A 21,868-nucleotide genomic window follows, 5' to 3' on the forward strand; every position below is an offset into this window, starting at 1 on the left:
TGGTCGCGAATGTCGAGCATTTTATCTAAGTTTGCCGTAACATTTGGTTTTCAATAATAGCTTATTGAAATGAAAAGGGAATCTGGTGTAAATCCAGAACTGTCCCGCAGCTGTAAGTTCATTCAATCCTTGTTTCATATGCCACTGTACGATAGTTATGGGAAGGCGAAGCCAAGGCGAACAAGTCAGAATACCTGCCAAATAACTAAAGAATCTAGGCTTTCGTGGATTGAAGCGTCAGGTTGACTTTGTTTTTTCTTCTACACACAAGGGTTATTCTGCTGCTTCGTCTCCGCTAAACGTGTTAAGCTATGTTAAAACGAATCGCTATAAATAAGAAAACCCTACTGTTCGGCTTCAGCGCTATATTCTTAGCGCAGTCGTGCACCAAAAGTGATACCGCCCCAGCCGTTCCAGAGGCTACAAAATATGTGACCAAACTTTTCGAATACCAGCCAGCACCGGGACAGTTTATCAATCAATCGATAGGTAGTGAACAGGGTGCTAAAAGCATATTAGGAGGCAAAGAAGGTATCGTTTCTTTAGGAGCTTTTGGAGGATACATCATTTTGGGCTTCGATCACAGTGTGGTGAATAGACCCAACAAGAAGGATATTGCCATTTATGGAAATGCCGCGAATAACTTTTCCGAACCTGGAATTGTTTGGGTTATGAAAGATGAGAATGGCAATGGTATTCCTGATGATACGTGGTACGAAATAAAGGGGAGTGAATTCGGAAAAGCAGGATATACGCGGAATTATGTCGTTACTTATTTTAATTCCGGGGATGCTTCTTTTGACGTTACATGGAAAGACAATCGGGACGGCGAGGGGAAGATAAGTAAGAACAGCGTACATAACCAATCCTATTTTCCTACTTGGGTGGAAAAAGAATCGTATACATTAAGTGGTTCCTTACTTCCTAATACCAACATCGATAAGACAAATCCTCAGTTTATTGTAAGCGCCCCGTTCGCTTATGGCTATGTAGACAACAATGTTAACGGGGATGAAATAGATATTGCCGATGCCATCGACGAGAACGGGGCAGAGGTAGACCTTCCTTCCATTGACTTTATTAAGATACAGACGGGTATTTTAGCAGATTTGGGCTCTTTAGGCGAATTATCTACTGAAATAACGGCGGTTGAAGATTTAAATATCCCTTAATGGGCTTGAACAAACGCTTGTCATTCCTTGCCTTCGGATTCATCCTATACAGGCTTTTCACTTTTTCGCATGCGTATGCGCAAACGAATGAAATGGATACTGTAGCCGTCTACGGGGCAAAAAACACCTTGCAGGTTCAATCACCCGTGCCTGTTCAGATCTTGACTTCGCAGGAGCTGCAAGGGTTGAACAGTTTGTCACTCGCCGATGCCACACGTTTTCTATCGGGCGTCCAATTGAAGGATTATGGTGGCGTGGGCGGACTGAAAACGATCAATGTTAGGAGCATGGGGGCTAATCACACGCAGGTATTTCTAGACGGAATTGCGATAGGTAACATGCAAAACGGGCAAGTCGATCTTGGTAAATTCTCGCTGGAAAATATAGAGGAAATCAGTCTGTATAGTGGCGATCGGCAAAGGCTTTTACAACCGGCTAAAAGCTTTGCTTCGGCTTCCTATATGTATTTGCAAAGTAAAACGCCGAAATTCCAAGAAGGCAAACCGGTCAACTTAAGTTTTGGGTTCAAAAGTGGTTCATTCGCCTTGATCAATCCGTCCTTGCTATTTGAAAAAAAGATAAATAATCACCTCAACGCCACCGTTAGCACGGAATATATGCAGGCAAGCGGCCGATATAAATTCCGGCTTCAGGATCCAAACTACGATACCACAGCGGTTCGCGAGAACGCGGATATCAGGGCGTTCAGAGCCGAATCTACCCTTAGCGGAACGTGGTTATCGGGCGACTGGCGTAGCCATGTTTATTTATATACTTCGGATAGGGGGTTACCTGAAGCTATTGTGGCCAATCGTTTGAAACCAACGGAACCGGATAAAGGGCAGCGCCAAAAAGATCGGAACATCTTCCTTCAGAGCTCATATCGAAAGGAATTTGAACGTTATTCATTTTTAGCGAACGCAAAATATGCGAACGATTATACGCATTATCTGAACCCCAATATCATCAGAATTGAAGGACCTTTAGCGAATGATTTCCTGCAGCAGGAAGTCTTTCTGTCGTTAGCAAATCGGTATCAGGTAAACACACAGTGGCACCTTTCGTTGAGCACCGACTGGCAATGGAATAAATTGGACGCAAATTTGGACGACTTCGCCTACCCAACGCGCTTCACAACGCTTGTATCTCTGACATCGCTGTATGAAGTAAATAGATTCATTGTACAGTCGAATCTCTTAGCTACATTGGTTCAAGATCATGCTGAATATGGGCCCGCCGGGGGAAGGAAACGTCGACTTAGCCCGGCAATCTCTTTATCGCTGCAGCCCTTCGAGTACCCCGACTTTCGAATAAGAGCCTTTTACAAAGACATTTTTAGAATGCCGACATTTAACGATTTATATTATACCGACGTTGGGAACACCTTGTTGAAACCCGAGCAGGTAAGCCAATTCAATCTGGGCGCAACGTATATTAAATCCTTACCAGGAAAAATCAGACAGGTGAGTGTGCAAACCGATGCTTACTATCATACAATCAGTGATAAAATAATAGCGACTCCTGCCAATAACCAATTCCGTTGGATCATGTACAACTTGGATCGCGTAAAAACAAAAGGAGTGGAGGCGTTGGCAAAGGTGGTTTACCAAGCGTCTGAAAAATTCAACGCCACTGCCAGTCTACGCTACAACTTGGAAGAAGCATTGAATATAACCGACGAACAAACAGACCACCAGGCTATTAATCGCGGAGAACAGGTTCCCTATATTCCAAAACATAGCGGTTCCCTCACGCTACAAATGTACTATCGTCGTTTCCGATTAAACTATAGCTTTCTTTATACAGGCGAGCGTTATAGTCAAGCAGCTAATAGAAGCGAAAACTATTTACAGCCTTGGTATACACATGATATGTCAATCGGAAAAGAGGATTTGGCTTTCGTAAAGAAAATAAAGCTAAATTTGATGTTGGAAATTAATAACTTCTTCAACCAACCATATGAGGTGGTTACAAATTTCCCAATGCCAGGAAGGAACTTTCGTTTAAGGGTGTCATTAAAATACTGATCATGCGTAACATACGTCGCTACCTTTTCTTTACCTTAGTTAGTTTGGGGATTTTCGTTGCCTGTAGAAAAGACACCGTCCCATCAACGGAGGAAACCTTCCATTTTAGTCGGGGAATGTATTTGTTGAATGAAGGGAATATGTCCATGAATAAAGCCTCTCTAGACTTTTATGATTTTACTACCGGAATTTATGAAAGGGATGTGTATAAAAGAGCGAATCCGTCTTTGGTATTGGGTTTGGGCGATGTGGGGAACGACCTAAAGCTGTACGGAAGTAAACTTTATATCGTTGTAAATGCATCCAACAAAATAGAGGTAGTTGATGCATATACCGCCAAACGGATCAAATCAATCGATCTTGTCAACTGCCGCAATATCGCTTCGGCAAATGGAAAAATTTATGTTAGTTCATATGACGCACCTGTTAGTTTAGGCGTTAATTCACCAAACGGCAAGGTAGTTGAAATCGACACCTTATCGTTGAATATCGAGAGAGAAGTATCTGTTGGACGGCAACCTGAGGGCTTAGCGGTCTCCAACGATAAGCTTTATGTTGCCAATTCGGGTGGATATAACCCCAACGCCTACGAACGGACCCTGTCCGTTATTGATTTAGCTCTGTTTAAAGAAGTAAAACGGATAGATGTGGCTATAAATCTACATAGAGTAAAAGCAGCTGAGGACGGTAAAATCTATGTGACCTCGCGAGGAGACTACAAAGCGAACCACGCCAGCCTTTTTATTATAGAGACAGATACAGACAGCCTTATGAGGCAATTAGCTAGTCCAGTCAGTAATTTCTGGTTAGACGACGGCAAAATTTACACCTATTCCACGGAGTGGGACAGCAATGGACAAAAAAACACCATGCTTTTTAATTCATTCTTATTAACCGATCTGACCACTGGTTTTCCGTATATCCATGATGGCACTGAAAGTCGGATAACAATGCCTTATGGGATAGCGGTTGACCCCAATACCAAGAGAATTTACTTGGCCGATGCCAAAAATTACGTCAGTCCGGGAACACTGTACGAATTCGATGCAACAGGAAACTTGATAAACTCCTTTGAAACGGGAGATATTCCCGCTCATATGTGCTTTTTGGGATTGAATTAAACGTAATTAAACCTTGCCTTATGATCACGAAGGCCGAAAAACCATCAGCGCATTAATCCTTCATGTTTAAATATTGTCAAAATAGAGAGAAATTCAAAGTTATTGCCCATAAGTAACGGTAAATTAAAGCAGATGTGGCTTAAATTAATAGCTTTGCGCTATATTCAATTTTCTTCGCTATGAACAGAAAACGTATGTTTCAGCTGCTTGGTATGGTGTTTTTGCCATTTTTTGTAGCAAACGCACAGGAAATAATATCTACTGATCAAAATCCGAACTTTAACAAAAGTCTGCGGCGCTATTTAACTATAAGCGATTCATTATTACGAGATCAGGGATCAACCGTTCAACAGACCTATAAAGCATACGATTGGTACCTGGCCAGAGAAGAGAGGAAAGCCTTGCGCCGAGAAAGAAGGCACCTAGAACGGATGGCAAACCCCTATTATAGCGACAGGTTTTATCCTTCCATAGGGTTTGGCTATTTTGGATATAGCCGCTGGGGTAATAGGGGCTGGTCACCTTACGGAGGTATAGGCTTTAACACTAGGAGCCTTTGGTATTAATTACTTACAATTTAACTAATAAAAGAAAAAAAATGAAACTTAAACACCTTTTGTTTTCGACCGCGTTAACCGCCGCTTCGTTTATTATATTTTCCTGTGCTAGGCAAGTAACCAGAGTAAGTCCGGAGGAAGCTATTGATATCAGCGGAAATTGGAACAATACAGACGCGAGAATGGTAGCTGACGAAATGACAAAAACCATGCTCGGCGCCGGGTGGTTAGCGGATCATCTTGAAAAACAGGGCGGAAAAAAGCCTGTCGTAATCGTAGGAATGATGCAAAACAAAAGTCATGAACACATTGACGCGGAAACCTTTGTGAAAGACGTCGAAAGGGCCTTCATACAGACTCAACGGGTCCGCTTGGTACAGGGAGGTAAAAAGAGGGAAGAGTTAAGGGCTGAGAAGGCCGACCAACAGGAAAATGCTTCGCTGTCTACTATGAAAAGATTCGGACTGGAAAATGGCGCTGATTATATCCTACAAGGCTCAATCAACTCAATTGTAGACTCTCACAAAAGACAGAAGGTCGTTTACTATCAAGTGGATTTAGAATTGACTGATATTCAGACAAACGAAGTGGTGTGGGTTGGTGATAAAAAGATTGCTAAATACGTTAAGAACTAGACGTTAGATTACGGCTGCAGCATGAAGAGATGTTCAAGAAGGGTGTCGGCAACAATAATACCTATGTTGCTAATAGTATTTGTTTGCAGCTGTGCAAGTTACCATGATCGAGTGGCCTCATACTACAGAAAAATAGCAGAGGGCAATTTTCAAGCGGCAGAAAATGATTTAACGAAAAACCCCCTGCTAAAGAAACCACGAAATAAGCTTCTTTATTTAATGGAACTCGGACGCGTTAGTCAATTGAATGGAAATTACGAGGCCAGTAATCGGTATTTAAACGAAGCAGATAGACTGCTTGAAATCGGGTTGGGAAACACAAAGGATGCGATAGTAGGTGCTCTGGTAAACCCAATGACCCAGAACTACAAAGGTGAAGATTTCGAAAAGTTTATGGTTCATTATTACAAAGCCCTCAACTACATTTATTTGAACAACACAGAGGAAGCGATCGTAGAAGCTAGGCGTATTACGCTGCAGTCTCAAATACAGGCCGACAAGCACAATGAAAAGTCCAACAGATACAGTCAAGATGCTTTTTCGCTTATGCTGCAAGGGCTTATCTATGAGCACGACCGAGACGTCAATAACGCTTTTATCGCTTATAGGAACGCAGTTGAAGTCTATTTAAAACAGAAAGACAGCACCTATTATAATACCCATATTCCAGCCAGCTTAAAATATGATGTCATGCGAATGGCCTATCTTAATGGTTTCGAATCGGAACTTCAACGGTTCGAGACAATTTTCAACATGCCTTATAAACATTATCAACCAGGGCCGGGAGGGGAGTTGGTTTTATTTTGGGAGAACGGTTTGGCACCCATTAAAAGGCAAGAAGATTTGGTGTTCTCGTTGGTTGAAGGCAGTAGCGGTGATTTTGTGTTTACCAATGCCGCAGGCACTATACTTATCCCGATAGATCGGGATGTGTATGATCATAATAAGACACGATTAAATGATGTACACAGTGTGCATATAGCGTACCCCACGTACATCTCAAAGCCAGCGTATTTTTCAGATGCCGTGGTAAAGATGGACAGCGGCGATTTTTATTTTGAAAAAGCCGAGGACATCAACGCGCTGGCTCTAGAAACGCTAAAACAACGCTTCGGCAAGGAGAGGGGGAAAACGCTCACGCGGCTAGCAATAAAGAAAGGCGCAGAATATGCGCTAAAGGAAAGTGCTAAAGGCAGCGGAAAGAACGGAAAGGATAATGCTGTTTTGGAAGGATTGGGATTTGGGGTTCAGCTATACAGCTTGCTATCGGAAAAAGCAGATACCCGTAATTGGCAATCCCTCCCCAATCAAATCTTGTACACCAGAGTTCCATTAGTATTGGGAGAGAACAAGCTCACCCTCCAATTTAGCGCCAGTGATGGTAGTACCCGATCCGACACGCTGACCTTGAAGGGCGATGGAAGCTTGCAATTTTTAAGCTATCCAACCCTGCGCTAAGGATTGAACCTGTTTCGGGCATACCTTACCACTCGCTGGTTTCGTGGAAAACGATATCAGGGTATTCACGCATGGTCGAATCGATATCCCATTTAGAGTTCGAAAGATATACCGGTCTGTTTTCTTTGTCGAAAGCAATTCGACTGGCTTGCGATCGCATCAATTTATCGATTTCACTTTGATTATCAGAAGTTATCCAACTGGCTTTCGTGAAACTGATGGCTCTGAAATTACAGGATGCTCCATATTCGTGAAGTAACCTAAATTTGATGACTTCAAACTGAAGTTCACCTACAGTTCCAACGAATTTCCTGCTTCCCAGATTTTGCGTAAACAACTGCGCAACTCCTTCGTCTACCAATTGCGTAATGCCTTTTTCGAGTTGTTTCGTTTTCATTGGATCTAAGTTCTCTAACTCTTTAAAGATCTCCGGAGAAAAACTAGGTATCCCTAGATATTTTAATGTCTCGCCCTCTGTCAACGTGTCACCGATCTTAAAGTTCCCTGCATCGTATAATCCGATTACATCGCCTGGCCAGGCCTCTTCTACCAGACTCTTTGCGTCTGCCATGAAGCTGGTGGGAGATGCAAATTTCAACTTCTTATTCAGTCGAATATGCTGATAAAACTTATTGCGTTCGAACTTCCCGGAGCATACCCGGCAAAAAGCAATACGGTCGCGGTGATTGGGATCAAGGTTGGCATGTATTTTAAAAATAAATCCGGAAAACGGCTTTTCATTCGGCTGCACAGTACGCTTATCCGTTTCCCTTGCTTGCGGTTCGGGTGCAATTTCCACGAAAGTGTCCAACAATTCTTCAATACCGAAGTTATTGATCGCGCTCCCGAAAAAAACAGGCGCCAGATAGCCCGAGCGATAAAGTGTTAAATCGAAGGGCTCGTAAACGCCCTCCACCAACTCAACCTCGTCACGCAATTTATTCGCGGCTTTTTCGCCTAGCTGCTTATCCAGTTCTTTGCTTGAAATATCCTCAACTTGAATATATTCATCCGATATATTCATTTTATTATCGCCGCTAAACAGTTTGAGCTGCTTTTTATAAAGATGGTACACACCCGCGAACGTGCTGCCGATTCCAATAGGCCAGCTAAGCGGACGCGTTGAAATATTCAATTCTTTTTCGATCTCTTCTAACAAGTCGAACGGATCTTTCCCTTCTCGATCCATTTTATTAATGAAAACCATCACAGGGATGTGCCGCATTCGACAGACGTTCATTAATTTTCTGGTTTGCTCTTCCACGCCCTTCACACAATCCACAACCAAAATCACCGAATCCACTGCAGTCAACGTACGGTAGGTGTCTTCCGCAAAATCTTTGTGGCCGGGGGTGTCCAATATATTTATCTTTCGATCTTTATAGATAAATCCCATTACAGACGTAGCAACCGATATACCGCGCTGCTTTTCGATTTCCATGAAGTCCGAAGTGGCAGTTTTCTCAGCTTTATTTCGTTTAACGGTGCCAGCCTTCTGTATAGCACCACCAAATAACAGCAGTTTTTCTGTTAAGGTAGTTTTACCGGCATCGGGGTGGCTTATTATTCCAAAAATTCTTCGCTTATTTATCTCTACTTGTAAGTTACTCATTGTTAGCAACGAAATTTAAGGGGACAAAGGTAAGGATTAAATCGGTAGTTTTTCTTATTCACCACAGGAAATGAAGGGCAATTAAGGTCACTTTGCCGATTCTTCGTATTGCTAAGCGGATCGCTGACTAAACTTGACTTTCCTTTTACAAAAATGTATATTTCCTTGTCGCGGATCTGAAAAAAAATCGTACTTTTGCCTGGCAAATAGTAACCCCTATACATATTTGCCATGCAATTAGATCCAGAAAAATTTGTAGCTGAAGGTCTCACCTACGATGATGTATTATTAATTCCCGCTTACTCTGAAGTGTTGCCACGTGACGTGGACACGAGTACACAGTTAACAAAGAAGATCCGATTAAATATTCCGTTGATCTCTGCGGCCATGGACACGGTTACTGAAGCCGACCTAGCAATTGCGCTGGCGCAAGCGGGAGGTATTGGCATCTTACACAAAAATATGACAACGGAGGCACAAGCCGACGAAGTGCGTAAGGTGAAGCGCTCAGAAAGCGGGATGATCCAAGATCCGGTTACATTAAACGAAGCGGCTTTAGTGAAGGATGCCTTCATCATTATGAAAGAAAATAAAATAGGCGGAATTCCGGTAGTGGACGGAGAAAAGAAGCTGGTAGGAATCGTGACAAATCGAGACCTACGCTTTCAGAAGGATATGGAAAGGCCTATTAGCGAATTAATGACAAAAGAGAATCTGGTAGTAGCTCCGGTAGGAACGAACTTAGTTAAGGCAGAAGAAATTTTGCAGAATTATAAAATAGAAAAGTTACCGGTTGTTGACAGCGAAGGAAAACTCGTTGGGCTGATTACCTTTAAAGACATCCAGAAATTCAAATATTATCCGAACGCCGCCAAAGACGAGCATGGCCGTTTATTGGTTGGTGCAGCGGTAGGCGTTGTAGCCGATAATTTAGACCGTGTATCGGAACTGGTGAAGGCCGGAGTAGACGTAATCACCGTAGATACGGCGCATGGCCATTCAAAGGGCGTAATTGATATGGTGAAGAATGTTAAGAAGTTACACCCGCAACTTCAAGTGATAGCTGGAAATATTGCCACAGCAGAAGCAGCGGTGGCGCTGGCTGACGCAGGTGCGGATGCCGTGAAGGTCGGAATTGGTCCTGGCTCTATTTGTACCACACGGATTGTAGCTGGCGTAGGTGTTCCGCAGCTATATGCCGTGTTCGAATGCGCCAAAGCGCTAAGGGGGAGGGGAATTCCGGTAATCGCGGATGGAGGAATTAAACAGACGGGCGATATCGTGAAAGCCATCGCCGCCGGCGCAAGTACCATTATGGCAGGCTCTCTGTTCGCAGGCGTAGAAGAGTCGCCGGGCGAGACGATCATTTATGAAGGACGTAAATTCAAATCTTACCGAGGTATGGGATCGGTAGATGCAATGGCAAAAGGTTCAAGAGATCGCTACTTTCAAGATGAAACAGATGTAGTAACGAAGCTGGTTCCTGAAGGTATTGTAGGTCGGGTTCCTTATAAAGGCACACTGGCGGAAATTGTTTATCAATACATTGGGGGATTACGTGCAGGCATGCATTACTGTGGTGCAGCAACCATCGAACAATTACAGGGTGCGAAATTTGTGAGAATCAGTGCGGCAAGTATGCGCGAGAGCCATCCACATGATATAACCATCACAAAAGAAGCTCCAAACTATAACAGTCGACAATAGCGAAAAACGATTTAGCAAGTAAAAGGCCGTAGAATTTCCATATTCTGCGGCCTTTTTGATTTACGGCTATTTTTATAACCAAAATGTTATAAAAAGAAATCTCTTTTAGCTGTTTCTCCTCTTAATGTATTTAGTACAGTCTGATTATCAATTAGTTCTGTTGAACCCTGCTGTGTTAATAATAATTGGACTGCTTTTATCGTTTCAATAAAGTTCAAATAAATTTTATGCGCATTTTGGTTTTTTTAAAAAATCGACTACATTTAGTAAATTTTAGCTGAAACATTTCTGCAAAAAGGCAGAAAGGGCATTGAACAAAGCAACCAGAAAAGCTAACATAAACTATTTATAACTAACAATTTAGATGATAAAAATTAAATTTATTATTAACGCAACCAAATCTTAGACTAACCCACTTTATGAACACTATTACTCGTGCAAAATTGTCATTCATGATGTTCCTGGAATTTTTTATTTGGGGAGCATGGTTTGTAACCCTAGGTACATTCTTGAACATCAACTTAAATGCATCGGGGCTGGAGAGCGCCAATGTGTTTTCAACGCAGTCGTTTGGTGCTATTATTGCGCCTTTCATTATAGGTTTAATAGCCGACCGTTACTTCAACGCCGAACGAATTTTGGGTGTGCTCCATTTAATCGGTGCTTTTTTAATGTACAAAATGTATAGTGCTCCTGATGTAGGCGTGTTTTATCCCTATGTCTTAGCTTACATGATTGGCTATATGCCCACACTAGCGCTTGTAAATTCTGTCTCTTTTCGACAAATGCAAAATCCCGAAAAAGAGTTTTCTTCGATACGCGTCTGGGGAACAATCGGTTGGATCGTTGCAGGTTTAGTGATCAGTTACGTGTTCAACTGGGATTCGGGCGATAATTTAAAAGCCGGAGCGTTACGGAACACCTTCTTAATGGCAGGTATCGCTTCTTTCATATTAGGTTTATATAGCTTTATTCTTCCTAAGACACCTCCGATAGCTCGCGAGGCAGGCGAGAAGAGCAGTATTTCTGAAATTTTAGGCCTGGACGCGTTAAAACTATTGAACAAAAAAGATTTTTTGATATTTTTTATTTCAGCTATTCTCATTTGTATTCCGCTTGCATTTTATTATCAGAACGCAAATCCGTTCTTGTCCGACATCGGATTGCCTAACCCTACGGGGAAAATGGCAATAGGCCAAGTTTCTGAGGCGTTTTTCCTGTTACTCCTACCTGTCTTCTTTAGTCGTTTTGGATTTAAGAAAACGATCTTATTCGGCATGTTGGCTTGGGCCATAAGGTATGCTTTCTTCGCCTATGGTAATGCTGATGAACTATCCTTTTTATTGATTATCGGTATTGCACTCCATGGTATATGTTATGACTTTTTCTTTGTTTCGGGTCAAATCTATACAGACGCCCGTGCAGGTGAAAAATACAAGTCATCCGCTCAAGGCTTGGTTACATTGGCAACATACGGTGTGGGCATGTTAATAGGCTTTTGGGTGGCCGGTTTTGTAACGGAGTATTATAAAGAAGCAGCTGTTGACAATTTATGGCAACATGTTTGGGTGGTGCCGGCTTCGATAGCGGCTGTTATATTTGTATTATTTGCACTTTTCTTCAAGGAAAAGAAGGAAGTCAGTGTAAGTTACGAATAGGGCGGGTGACAATTGAATACATAACAGTAAATTACTAACTGAATACTAAAACGACAATAAACTAAATCAATTATGGCAGAGAATGTATATGATGCGATAGTAATCGGATCAGGTATCAGCGGAGGCTGGGCAGCCAAAGAATTAACAGAAAAGGGCCTCAAAACAATTATGTTGGAGCGGGGTAGAAACATCGAACACATAAAAGATTATGAAAGTCCGAATAAGAACCCTTGGGACTTTCCTCATAGAGGTGGCAGAACACAAAAGATGATCGAAGACTATCCCGTCCTGAAAAGGGATTATCCACTCAACGAAACCAACTTGAATTATTGGGTAAATGAGAAGGAAAGTCCTTATGTGGAAATAAAACGGTTCGATTGGTATAGAGGTTATCATGTGGGGGGACGTTCCTTAATGTGGGGTCGCCAAAGTTATCGTTGGAGCGATCTGGATTTCGAAGCGAATTTAAAAGACGGAATTGCGGTGGACTGGCCTATCAGATACAAAGACATTGATCCATGGTACAGCTATGCGGAGAAATTCGCCGGCATCAGCGGAAACCGCGACGGTTTAGCGGTTTTACCAGATGGTGAGTTCATGCCTCCGATGGAGATGAATGTGGTAGAAAAGGACGTCGCAGCAAGGATTAAACAGCATTTCGGCGGTAAACGCCACTTTATTATTGGACGTACCGCTAACATTACTGTTCCGCACAACGGCCGGGTGAACTGCCAGTACCAAAACAAATGTTGGTTGGGGTGTAATTTTGGAGCTTATTTCAGTACCCAGTCGGCAACCCTACCCGCGGCAGCAAAAACCGGTAACCTAACGGTTAGGCCTTGGTCAATCGTTACCAAAATTATCTATGACAAAGATACAAAGAAGGCAAAAGGTGTCGAGGTATTAGATGCACAAAACAACCAGACATATGAGTATTTTGCTAAGATAATCTTCGTGAATGCTTCGGCTCTTAACTCGGCTTGGATATTAATGAACTCAGCAACCGACGTCTGGGAAGGAGGTCTCGGCAGTAGCAGTGGCGAACTTGGCCACAATGTGATGGATCATCATCTAGGTGTAGGGGCCAGCGGAAGAGTGGAAGGCTATGAGGATAAATATTATTTTGGTAGGCGGGCGAACGGCTTGTATATACCGCGCTTTCAGAATGTCGACGGCGACAAGAGAGATTACCTAAGAGGTTTCGGCTATCAGGGCGCTGCCAGCAGGCAAGGCTGGAGCAGAAATGTTGCGGAAATGAGTATAGGTGCCGAGCTGAAAGAAGAACTGTGCGAACCAGGATCGTGGACGATCGGTTTCGGTGGCTTTGGTGAAATCTTACCTTATCACGAAAACAAGATAACGCTAGATAAAGAGAAGAAAGACAAGTGGGGACTGCCCGTATTAGCCTTCGACGTCGAAATTAAAGAGAACGAGATTAAGATGCGTAAGGATATGGCAGAAGAAGCAAAAGCAATGCTGGAGGCCGTTGGCGTGAAGGATGTATTTACATACGACCGCGAATATGGCTTCGGTCAGGGAATACATGAAATGGGGACCGCAAGAATGGGCAGAGATCCGAAAACATCTGTGTTGAACGCTAATAACCAGGTTTGGGATGCACCTAATGTGTTTGTGACAGATGGCGCTTGTATGACCTCCGCTGCATGTGTGAATCCTTCATTGACGTATATGGCATTGACAGCTCGTGCTGCCGACTTCGCTGTTAAAGAATTAAAAAAGGGCAATATTTAAGTTCACCAATTATATATTAATCATGTCTGATACTAATAAGAAAAACAACTCACAAACAAACGAATCGAGGAGAAGCTTCATTAAAGCTGGTGCATTAGCGGCAGCAGGTTTTATGATTGTTCCGAGACACGTTTTAGGAGGCACCGGTTTTATCGCTCCAAGTGATAAACTACAGGTTGCAGGCATCGGCGTCGGAGGGAAGGGGTCAAGCGATATCAACGCATTTTTTGAAAGTGGAAAAGCGGATATCGCCTTTTTATGTGACGTTGATGATAGAAGAGCTGCTGGTTCTGTAAAAAAGTTCCCTAAAGCTAAATACTATAAAGATTACAGAGAAATGCTTGATAAGGAACACAAGCATATCGATGCGGTTTCTGTGTCGACTCCCGATCACAACCATGCGATTCAAGCCCTTGCTGCTATGCAATTGGGAAAGCATGTTTACGTGCAAAAACCGTTAACTCATGACGTTTGGGAAGCGCGCGTATTAACGGATGCGGCAAAGAAATACAAAGTTGTAACACAAATGGGCAACCAGGGGGCTTCAAACGATGGTCCAAGACAAGCACGTGAGTGGTACGAGGCAGGAATCATCGGTGACGTCCACACAGTGTATTGCTGGACTGATAGACCTGTGTGGCCTTCGGGCATTAAGTGGCCTACAGAAACTGCAGAAATTCCGAAGGAATTGGATTGGGACCTATGGTTGGGTACGGCTCCTCAAAAGGATTATGTTGACAAGCTCGTACCGTTCAACTGGCGAGGCTGGTGGGATTACGGAACGGGCGCTTTAGGCGATATGGGATGTCATTTGTTAGAATTACCTTTCAGCGTACTCGGACTGAGTTATGTACAAGACGTTCAAGCAAGTGTGGGTACTGTGTATGTCGATGAATTCAAGCGTGGGTATTTCCCTGAGAGCTGCCCTCCATCGAGTCACGCTACGCTTACGTTCCCGAAAGGAACGAGAACGAGCGAACCGGTAACATTACATTGGATGGACGGAGGTATTCAACCCGAACGCCCCGAAGAATTGGAACCAAACGAAATTTATGGCGATGGCGGAAATGGTATCTTATTAATAGGTACAAAAGGGAAAATTCTTGCCGATACCTATGGCAAAAATGCTCGTTTGTTGCCAACCTCTAAAACCTCGACCGTTAACGTGCCGAAGAAATACGATCGCGTCCCCGATCAGGAAAGAGGTCATTACGCGCAATGGGTAGAAGCCTGTATCGCCGGTTATGGTAATAAGGCGGTAAGCTCGCCTTTTGAAATTGCGGGACCGCTTACTGAGGCCTTATTGATGGCTAATTTAGCCATTAGAGGAGCCGATTTACGGATTAATAATGAATACCCGGGCCGTAACATTAAGTTAATGTGGGACAACAACGCCATGAAGGTCACTAACTTTGACGATGTAAACCAATTCGTTAAACGAAATTACCGATCGGGTTGGGATATAAACTATAAAATTTAACCGTTATTAAACGAATAAAGATATGAATAGAAGAGAGGCCTTAACTCGAGTAGCCTGGATAATGGGAGGCACGGTAATCGGTGCGAATCTCTTTCTTGAGGGCTGTACTCGTCCAGCGTCAAAGGACGTTGAAAGCTTATTCGAAGAAGATCAAATAGATTATTTAGGTGATATTTCCGAAACGATTTTGCCTAAAACTTCTACACCCGGCGCAAAAGAGGCCGGCGTAGGGGCCTTTATACCCGTGATGGTTCGTGATTGTTATACTGAAGCAGATCAAAAGGTTTTTCTTGAAGGACTGGGTAAGCTGGAAGACGCGTCAAAAGCTAAATACAGTAAGAAGTTTCAAGAGTTATCTAAAGAAGAGCGTACTAGCTTGCTAACTGAAATCGATAAGGAAGCGAGGGAATACAGCACCAATAAAAAAGACGATGATCCGAATCATTATTTCAGCATGATTAAGCAGCTTACCTTACTTGGCTTCTTCACTTCTGAATTAGGGGCTACGAAAGCGCTGAGATATGTAAAAATCCCTGGTCGCTATGATGGCAATTTTCCTTATAAAAAGGGAGATAAAGCCTGGGCAACCTAGATTACCCTAGTGAAAATCATCATAGAAAGGTGTTCAAAAATTATTGGACACCTTTTTTTCGGTCGCTATCTGCAAAACGATTTGAATAAAATTGGTAATTTTGCACCGGTTTATGGAGACGCACCCTTCGTTATTTAAATTCAAACAATTCCATGTGGATCAAACTGATGCCGGTATGAAAATAAATACCGATGGTGTGCTGTTGGGCGCCTTAGCAAGTTGCGCTGCGCCCGGCCGTATACTAGACATCGGATCAGGAACCGGCGTAATTGCGATGATGATGGCACAACGTTTTCCGGCGGCCATTATTGATGCCATTGAAAAGGATGAATGGGCAGCACAATTGTCTGACAGGAATTTTAAGAACTCGGTTTTTTCGAAACGTATGCATGCTTATTGCACTGTTTTTCAGGAGTTCTCGCCACAGGGTGCCTACGATTTGATTGTCAGCAATCCGCCTTTTTTTTTGAATGCGCTGCGGAGCCCAAATGAGAGAAAGTCCATAGCACGTCATACCGATGAATCGTTTTACGAGGAGCTGATTGAGAAAGCGTTTAACTGGCTTAATGAGGGAGGCGAATTACAGCTCGTGCTACCTCCGAATATCAGTGCACACATTCAGCGATACGCTAACGAGTCGGGAGGCTTTTGCCTCGCGAAAACGATCTACTTAAAGTCTTTTGAAGATAGTGAGCCATTCCGGCACATAATATCTTTGAGAAAAAACGGAACCGCTGAATGCACCGAAGAGATCGCCTTCACGATATATCAACAAAAAGGCGTGTATTCGGTAGCCTACAAAGAGCTTTTAAAGCCATTTTTTGTTAATTTTTAACGCATTAAGAACCGTGAGGGTGCAGAGTTTATGAAAGAGGTAATATTAGTAAACGAACAAGACGAGGCTGTCGGTAGCATGGAGAAATTAGAGGCTCACCAAAAGGGCTTATTACATCGAGCTTTCAGCATTTTCATTTTTAATCCGGACGGAGAATTGCTTTTACAAAGGCGTGCTATCGAAAAATATCACAGTGGCGGATTGTGGACGAACACTTGCTGTAGTCATCCGGAACCGGGCGAGAGTTTATTGTCGGCAGGAAATCGCAGGCTGATGGAAGAAATGGGGTTTAGTGCCTCCATTAGGCCTCTTTTTGCCTTTGTATATAAAGCCCCATTTCCTAATGGCTTGATAGAACACGAATTCGACCATGTATTTGTAGGAGAATTCAATGGACCAGTGCAAGCTAATGAGGAAGAGGTTATGGAATATAAGTGGATTTCCTATCAAAGTCTAAAAGAAGTGACTTTGTCCAAGCCGGAAAATTTTACTTTCTGGTTCTTAGAAGTCTACGACCGCGTTTTTAAGCAGTATGCCGAAATGAACAATAGCAGGCTTTGAACTCAAAGCATTTGTTACACTTACAATTGTTATTTAAAGCAAAAAATAAATCTTTGTAAAAGAGTTCTTTATGCATGATAGCCAAATTGCTGGTAAGAAAAATTTTTTGAACCAAAAACGAGTACTATATTTGCAAGCATGCCCGGGTGGCGAAATTGGTAAACGTTGCGGTCTCAGAAGCCGTTGAGCTTGGCTCTTGAGGGTTCGAGTCCCTCCTCGGGCACATAGGCAAGGTTGTAAACGATAGTTTGCAACCTTTCTCGTTTTATTAAGGCGAGTTTGGCGTATAAACGCGGCTTTTCTTTCGGTACCACTGAATCTAAACTACACATTTACATTTTCCTGACAGATTTATTCCGCTCTGGCGAGTATTTTTGTGCCATGTTGCATTTTTTTCGAGGCACCGCTTTCCGTTATGTATTTAGTTCGCTTTTAATTGCTCTTTTTGCTTTAAAAACGGCAGGAATTGTCTTCACTTACCATACGAGTAAAGATGCCAGCGCCTTCAAAGCGTACGAGGATAATGAAAAACGGGAAAAGGGAGAACGAAAAGATGCAGGTGACCGATATAAATCCAACGATTTCCTACAAGTTGATGTCATCCATAATGTCGGTCTTATAGAAAAAGACCTGGTAAGAAAACGCAGTCTGGGCGCTTTTTTTTATCATTTTTGCCATATTGATGCTGTACCCTCGCCGCCTCCGGATAAAATAGTCTAGTCGCATTTATATAACGTTTAATACAAAGTAGTTAAGGAATTTTAGCTACAGGACTAGATTTATTGACTTCTATCCAAATTTAAAGGCATTAATGAAAAAGAAACACGCGGAGTCTTCGCTTACTCCTTTGCAAAGGTTAATAGGAATATTACATCCAGAGCGGAAGACCATCAATTATATTTTTTTATACGCTATTATTATAGGCGTTTTCAGTTTAACGATTCCACTTGGAATCACAGCTGTATTCAATTTACTCAGCAATGGAGCGATGTATAGTTCTACCTATATTCTCATTGTCATTGTGCTCTTTGCGGTGTCGTTAGGCGGCATCGCATTGATTGGACAACTCAGCTTAGTGGAATATCTCGAACAGAAAATCTTCCTCAAATACTCCATTGAATTTGCCTATCGGCTGCCTAGGATCAAGCGCTCGGAGCTGGAAGGCGAGAATTTAGTGGAATTAGTGAATCGTTTTTTTGATGTGATCGTGATCCAGAAAGGAATCATCAAACTGCTCATCGACATCATTGCTGCTGTGGTCACCATTTTCTTTAGCGTGATCTTACTTTCCTTTTACCACCCGGTTTTTTTAAGCTTTGGGTTGGTCATCATTATTGCCGTTGCCGTAATTATCGCGGTCTATTACCAGCGCGGTTTATCAAGCAGCATTGAAGAGTCGCAACATAAATACGAGAACGTAGCTTATTTAGAGGGAGTGGCAAAAAACATCGATGCGTATCGTGGAAATAAAGAGATGATGAAGAAAGTCATTTCTGATACCGATGCTATCACCAGCAAGTACTTGGCATCCAGAAATAGTCATTTCAGAATATTGAAGCGGTTTTTCGCCGGATCGGTAGTGATACGGACGCTCTTATTCGGTTTGATGCTGTTCTTGGGTTCCTATTTTGTAATTGAAAGAGAAATGACCTTCGGTCAATTTGTGGCTGCAGAAGTAGTGGTTGTACAAATAGGATATGCAGTAGAAAAATTAATGACAAATCTCGACACAATTTTTGACATGTTAACTGGAACAGTGAAACTTGCAGCGGTGACGGATTTGGAAATGGAAGAGGAGGCCATTGATTATGGGAAATAAAATTGTTCTGGAGAAGTCGATTCCATGGGAGGGACTGTCGACCGAAGGACGTGCAGGGCTTTTGAAAATCAAAGGTATATTACGATTAGGACGTATCGTTTATAGCGCAATAATTGTGTTCGTGATCACGCTTTTTCTGCCGTGGCGACAAACGATTCCTGGTAAAGGATCTGTGACTGCTTTGCGGCCGGAGGATCGCCCACAAACCGTTCAAAACCAGATTGGTGGTCGCATCGAGCGCTGGGCTGTTAAAGAAGGAGACGAAGTACAGCAAGGCGATACACTTTTGGTTATTTCAGAGACCACCTCATCTTATTTTGACCCTGAATTGCCCATTCGCCTACGTGAGCAGCTGCTCGCGAAAAAGAACAGCGAACAAGCGGCTGATCAAAAAATGACAGCCACCAAAGCGCAGATAGAAGCGTTAACTTCGGGGTTACGTTATCAATTGGAGGCTGCAAAAAACAAAGTGATCCAGTCTCAGAACCTCGTTAAAATCGATAGCGCAGATCTCGTTGCCGTCGACAGCTTCTATAGAACGAGTGTAGCGCGCTTGAAACGCTATGAAGAAGGCTACAAAAACGGACTTTTTTCGCTTACTGATATCGAAACCAGGCGGCTGAATTTGCAGAATGACCAAGCAAAAGTGATCAGCGCTGAAAATAAACTAACTAACTCCAGACAAGCGCTGATGAATGCGGTTATTGACCTAGATAACATCAAAGCAAAATACAGCGAAGCGCTTGCCAAAGCACAATCTGATTTAGGAACCGCTCTGTCCAGTAAGGCTTCTGCGGAGGGTGATATTGCTAAACTACGCAATGAGATTGCCAACATTGACATTCGGCGTAGCCTATATGTGGTAAGGGCTCCTCAAAGTGGCTACGTAGTGAAGACCCTTAAGGCAGGTATAGGAGAAAACGTCAAGGAAGGCGAGTCTATTGCTACGTTGCAACCCAAAACGCCGATGATCGCCGCGGAATTGTATGTGGACGCCATGGATGTACCATTGATTACGAAGGGAAATGATGTCCGTCTCCAATTTGAGGGTTGGCCTTCCGTGCAATTTTCGGGTTGGCCCTCCGTAGCTGTTGGGACTTTTGCTGGTGAAGTGGCCGTAATCGATCGCGTAAACAGTGCCAATGGAAAATACCGCTTATTGATCCGGCCAATGCTGCCCGTTCCGGAAAAGGATGAGCCATGGCCAGAGAAGTTGCGACTTGGATCGGGCGTATATGGGCGGGTAATCTTACGGTCCGTACCAGTATGGTATGAAATATGGCGGCAATTAAACGCTTTTCCGCCGAACCTGGAAAGAGAACCAAAAGGCGAATAAGAACATGGTAGGAAAAAAAAGATTTGCCCTGCTTATGGCTTTTTGTTTTTGGACAATTGCAGCGGCACAGGAAAATATAAACAGCAGGGAACGTAAAGAATTCAAGTTGGAGGATCTAGAAGATTTACTGATGGCCAATCATCCCGTGGTTAAACAAGCCCAGTTATTAAGCGAAACGGCGCAAGCCGAAATAGCGCAGGCTCGAGGCAAGTTTGACCCGACCTTAAAAGCTGCTTTCAACAATAAATATTTCGGTAATACCGATTACTATAACCATTGGAACAGTGAATTGAAAATCCCCGTATGGCTTGCTGGTGCAGACCTGAAAGTTGCTTATGATCGGAATGTAGGGACCTATACCAATCCGGAGACTACCACATCCACTGCAGGCTTGTCGGGCGTGGGGATCAGCATTCCTTTAGGGCAGGGTTTGCTGATCGACAACCGCCGCAATACGGTGTTACAAGCGAAGGCGATGTTGGGGTATGCGGAGGCGGAACAGGTGAAGCAAATAAACGCCATCTGGTTTGCAGCAGTAAAAGATTATTGGAGCTGGTACTATGCCTACCGTCAATACGAATTACTCCGAGAAGGTGTTCAATTGGCAGAAAAACGCTTTGCTGCTATTCGCATGCAAACAGTTTTAGGAGATAAGCCGACTATTGATTCCGTGGAGGCCTCCATCACGGTGCAGGAGCGAAAAATTCAGTTGGAGAAACACATAATTCAATTGAGAAACAGCCGTTTGCTACTTTCTAATCATTTATGGAACGAACAGCAGCAGCCCATGGAACTGCCCGATTATGCGATCCCTTCCAGCGTTGACAGCACACAACTCGATCCAAATCCAATACTACTGGATAGCCTCATTAGGCAGGCCGATGACAAACACCCAGAATTGCTAAAATTGGAAAGCAAAGGTATACAGTTGAACATAGAAGAACGTTATCGAAAGGAGATGCTGAAGCCGAAAATAAATGTTTCGGGAACGTTGTTATCTAGTCGTAGGAATTTCAATGAATATATACCGCACTACTATGATTTTAATTGGAGCAACTATAAGCTTGGATTGGAATTTGCGTTCCCGCTTTTCCTGCGGGCAGAGCGAGGGAAGTTGAAAGAAGTAAGACTTAAAAAAGAACAGTTATTGTACGACCAGCTCTTAACAAATAGGAATATCCAAAACGATATTATGACGAAATACAACGATCTCCATGCGTATAGCAACCAGCTAAAATTACAGGTCTTAAGTACTCATAATCAGCAAATACTATTGAAAGGTGAATTGCAGAAATTCGAACTTGGGGAAAGCACTCTTTTTATGATAAACAGCAGGGAGAGTAAATTAATTGACATGAAACTAAAACAGGAAGACCTTATTGTAAGCTATAACAAAGCACTGGCCGAACTATACTATAAAGCGGGTAGCCGTATGCCCGGAGGCTAGTTCTTTTCGTTCCCAATATAGGGACCGTCATCGATGGCGGATAAAAAAGACAAAATATTTTGCGGTTCTGAGAGAAAAGAATACATTTGCACCCGAATA

At 43.0% G+C, this 21,868-nt stretch carries 18 protein-coding genes, 1 tRNA gene and 1 riboswitch; of the genes, 18 read left to right on the forward strand and 1 reads right to left on the reverse strand.

Annotated features, from left to right (window positions below):
* The first annotated feature begins 27 nt into the window (after positions 1 to 27).
* Positions 28 to 217, forward strand: a riboswitch (cobalamin riboswitch).
* Between the two features lie 94 nt (positions 218 to 311).
* The 6 genes from EPX21_RS21250 to EPX21_RS21275 all read left to right on the forward strand — a co-directional run bounded on the left by EPX21_RS21250 (position 312) and on the right by EPX21_RS21275 (position 6,970).
* On the forward strand, positions 312 to 1,172 hold the full coding sequence (locus EPX21_RS21250) for a cell surface protein (RefSeq protein WP_134091755.1): 861 nt from the start codon (positions 312 to 314) through the stop codon (positions 1,170 to 1,172).
* Positions 1,172 to 3,199, forward strand: coding sequence for a TonB-dependent siderophore receptor (locus tag EPX21_RS21255; protein WP_134091757.1), 2,028 nt, complete (start codon positions 1,172 to 1,174; stop codon positions 3,197 to 3,199). The genes EPX21_RS21250 and EPX21_RS21255 overlap by 1 nt, the downstream gene beginning before the upstream one ends.
* Before the next feature lie 2 nt (positions 3,200 to 3,201).
* Positions 3,202 to 4,320, forward strand: coding sequence for a YncE family protein (locus EPX21_RS21260; protein WP_134091759.1), 1,119 nt, complete (start codon positions 3,202 to 3,204; stop codon positions 4,318 to 4,320).
* Positions 4,321 to 4,499: 179 nt separating this feature from the next.
* Complete coding sequence (locus EPX21_RS21265) at positions 4,500 to 4,886, forward strand: hypothetical protein (RefSeq protein ID WP_134091761.1); 387 nt, start codon at positions 4,500 to 4,502, stop codon at positions 4,884 to 4,886.
* Between the two features lie 32 nt (positions 4,887 to 4,918).
* Positions 4,919 to 5,512: a penicillin-binding protein activator LpoB gene (locus EPX21_RS21270; RefSeq protein ID WP_134091763.1), complete on the forward strand. Its 594-nt coding sequence runs from the start codon at positions 4,919 to 4,921 to the stop codon at positions 5,510 to 5,512.
* A 63-nt stretch (positions 5,513 to 5,575) separates the two neighbouring features.
* Complete coding sequence (locus tag EPX21_RS21275) at positions 5,576 to 6,970, forward strand: hypothetical protein (RefSeq protein WP_240768755.1); 1,395 nt, start codon at positions 5,576 to 5,578, stop codon at positions 6,968 to 6,970.
* Between the two features lie 25 nt (positions 6,971 to 6,995).
* On the opposite strand, the gene EPX21_RS21280 is transcribed toward EPX21_RS21275, so the two are convergent.
* On the reverse strand, positions 6,996 to 8,582 hold the full coding sequence (locus EPX21_RS21280; RefSeq protein WP_134091767.1) for a peptide chain release factor 3: 1,587 nt from the start codon (positions 8,580 to 8,582) through the stop codon (positions 6,996 to 6,998).
* A gap of 231 nt (positions 8,583 to 8,813) precedes the next feature.
* Here EPX21_RS21280 and guaB point away from each other — a divergent pair, with 231 nt between their 5' ends.
* The 12 genes from guaB (at position 8,814) to EPX21_RS21340 (ending at position 21,769) form a co-directional block, all read left to right on the forward strand.
* Positions 8,814 to 10,289, forward strand: a complete 1,476-nt coding sequence (gene guaB, locus EPX21_RS21285) for an IMP dehydrogenase (RefSeq protein WP_134091769.1) — start codon at positions 8,814 to 8,816, stop codon at positions 10,287 to 10,289.
* Positions 10,290 to 10,708: 419 nt separating this feature from the next.
* Entirely contained in the window at positions 10,709 to 11,947 is a 1,239-nt protein-coding gene (locus EPX21_RS21290; protein WP_134091771.1) for a nucleoside permease, read from the forward strand.
* A 72-nt stretch (positions 11,948 to 12,019) separates the two neighbouring features.
* Entirely contained in the window at positions 12,020 to 13,699 is a 1,680-nt protein-coding gene (locus EPX21_RS21295; protein ID WP_134091773.1) for a GMC oxidoreductase, read from the forward strand.
* A 22-nt stretch (positions 13,700 to 13,721) separates the two neighbouring features.
* Entirely contained in the window at positions 13,722 to 15,179 is a 1,458-nt protein-coding gene (locus EPX21_RS21300; RefSeq protein WP_134091775.1) for a Gfo/Idh/MocA family protein, read from the forward strand.
* Between the two features lie 22 nt (positions 15,180 to 15,201).
* A complete protein-coding gene (locus EPX21_RS21305) occupies positions 15,202 to 15,771 on the forward strand; it encodes a gluconate 2-dehydrogenase subunit 3 family protein (protein WP_134091777.1) in 570 nt (189 codons plus the stop codon).
* A gap of 175 nt (positions 15,772 to 15,946) precedes the next feature.
* Positions 15,947 to 16,606: a tRNA1(Val) (adenine(37)-N6)-methyltransferase gene (locus EPX21_RS21310; RefSeq protein ID WP_166670841.1), complete on the forward strand. Its 660-nt coding sequence runs from the start codon at positions 15,947 to 15,949 to the stop codon at positions 16,604 to 16,606.
* Positions 16,607 to 16,636: 30 nt separating this feature from the next.
* Complete coding sequence (gene idi / locus EPX21_RS21315) at positions 16,637 to 17,167, forward strand: isopentenyl-diphosphate Delta-isomerase (protein WP_134091781.1); 531 nt, start codon at positions 16,637 to 16,639, stop codon at positions 17,165 to 17,167.
* Between the two features lie 140 nt (positions 17,168 to 17,307).
* Positions 17,308 to 17,390, forward strand: a tRNA-Leu gene (locus EPX21_RS21320).
* 56 nt (positions 17,391 to 17,446) lie between these two features.
* Positions 17,447 to 17,887, forward strand: a complete 441-nt coding sequence (locus EPX21_RS21325) for a hypothetical protein (RefSeq protein ID WP_166670842.1) — start codon at positions 17,447 to 17,449, stop codon at positions 17,885 to 17,887.
* 91 nt (positions 17,888 to 17,978) lie between these two features.
* The gene (locus EPX21_RS21330; protein ID WP_134091785.1) at positions 17,979 to 18,986 is read left to right on the forward strand and encodes an ABC transporter transmembrane domain-containing protein; all 1,008 of its coding nucleotides are present in this window, start codon (positions 17,979 to 17,981) and stop codon (positions 18,984 to 18,986) included.
* Entirely contained in the window at positions 18,976 to 20,322 is a 1,347-nt protein-coding gene (locus tag EPX21_RS21335; protein ID WP_134091786.1) for an HlyD family secretion protein, read from the forward strand. The genes EPX21_RS21330 and EPX21_RS21335 overlap by 11 nt, the downstream gene beginning before the upstream one ends.
* Before the next feature lie 4 nt (positions 20,323 to 20,326).
* Complete coding sequence (locus tag EPX21_RS21340; RefSeq protein ID WP_134091788.1) at positions 20,327 to 21,769, forward strand: TolC family protein; 1,443 nt, start codon at positions 20,327 to 20,329, stop codon at positions 21,767 to 21,769.
* Positions 21,770 to 21,868: the final 99 nt, after the last annotated feature.

This window comes from Olivibacter sp. XZL3, from assembly GCF_004368405.1.
GTDB lineage: Bacteria > Bacteroidota > Bacteroidia > Sphingobacteriales > Sphingobacteriaceae > Olivibacter.

Bases quoted from the DNA above. Each gene is read 5' to 3' on its own strand.
- EPX21_RS21250 (WP_134091755.1), top strand. From the start codon at position 312: ATGTTAAAACGAATCGCTATAAATAAGAAAACCCTACTGTTCGGCTTC.
- EPX21_RS21255 (WP_134091757.1), top strand. From the start codon at position 1,172: ATGGGCTTGAACAAACGCTTGTCATTCCTTGCCTTCGGATTCATCCTA.
- EPX21_RS21260 (WP_134091759.1), top strand. From the start codon at position 3,202: ATGCGTAACATACGTCGCTACCTTTTCTTTACCTTAGTTAGTTTGGGG.
- EPX21_RS21265 (WP_134091761.1), top strand. From the start codon at position 4,500: ATGAACAGAAAACGTATGTTTCAGCTGCTTGGTATGGTGTTTTTGCCA.
- EPX21_RS21270 (WP_134091763.1), top strand. From the start codon at position 4,919: ATGAAACTTAAACACCTTTTGTTTTCGACCGCGTTAACCGCCGCTTCG.
- EPX21_RS21275 (WP_240768755.1), top strand. From the start codon at position 5,576: ATGTTGCTAATAGTATTTGTTTGCAGCTGTGCAAGTTACCATGATCGA.
- EPX21_RS21280 (WP_134091767.1), bottom strand. From the start codon at position 8,582: ATGAGTAACTTACAAGTAGAGATAAATAAGCGAAGAATTTTTGGAATA.
- guaB (WP_134091769.1), top strand. From the start codon at position 8,814: ATGCAATTAGATCCAGAAAAATTTGTAGCTGAAGGTCTCACCTACGAT.
- EPX21_RS21290 (WP_134091771.1), top strand. From the start codon at position 10,709: ATGAACACTATTACTCGTGCAAAATTGTCATTCATGATGTTCCTGGAA.
- EPX21_RS21295 (WP_134091773.1), top strand. From the start codon at position 12,020: ATGGCAGAGAATGTATATGATGCGATAGTAATCGGATCAGGTATCAGC.
- EPX21_RS21300 (WP_134091775.1), top strand. From the start codon at position 13,722: ATGTCTGATACTAATAAGAAAAACAACTCACAAACAAACGAATCGAGG.
- EPX21_RS21305 (WP_134091777.1), top strand. From the start codon at position 15,202: ATGAATAGAAGAGAGGCCTTAACTCGAGTAGCCTGGATAATGGGAGGC.
- EPX21_RS21310 (WP_166670841.1), top strand. From the start codon at position 15,947: ATGAAAATAAATACCGATGGTGTGCTGTTGGGCGCCTTAGCAAGTTGC.
- idi (WP_134091781.1), top strand. From the start codon at position 16,637: ATGAAAGAGGTAATATTAGTAAACGAACAAGACGAGGCTGTCGGTAGC.
- EPX21_RS21330 (WP_134091785.1), top strand. From the start codon at position 17,979: ATGAAAAAGAAACACGCGGAGTCTTCGCTTACTCCTTTGCAAAGGTTA.
- EPX21_RS21335 (WP_134091786.1), top strand. From the start codon at position 18,976: ATGGGAAATAAAATTGTTCTGGAGAAGTCGATTCCATGGGAGGGACTG.
- EPX21_RS21340 (WP_134091788.1), top strand. From the start codon at position 20,327: ATGGTAGGAAAAAAAAGATTTGCCCTGCTTATGGCTTTTTGTTTTTGG.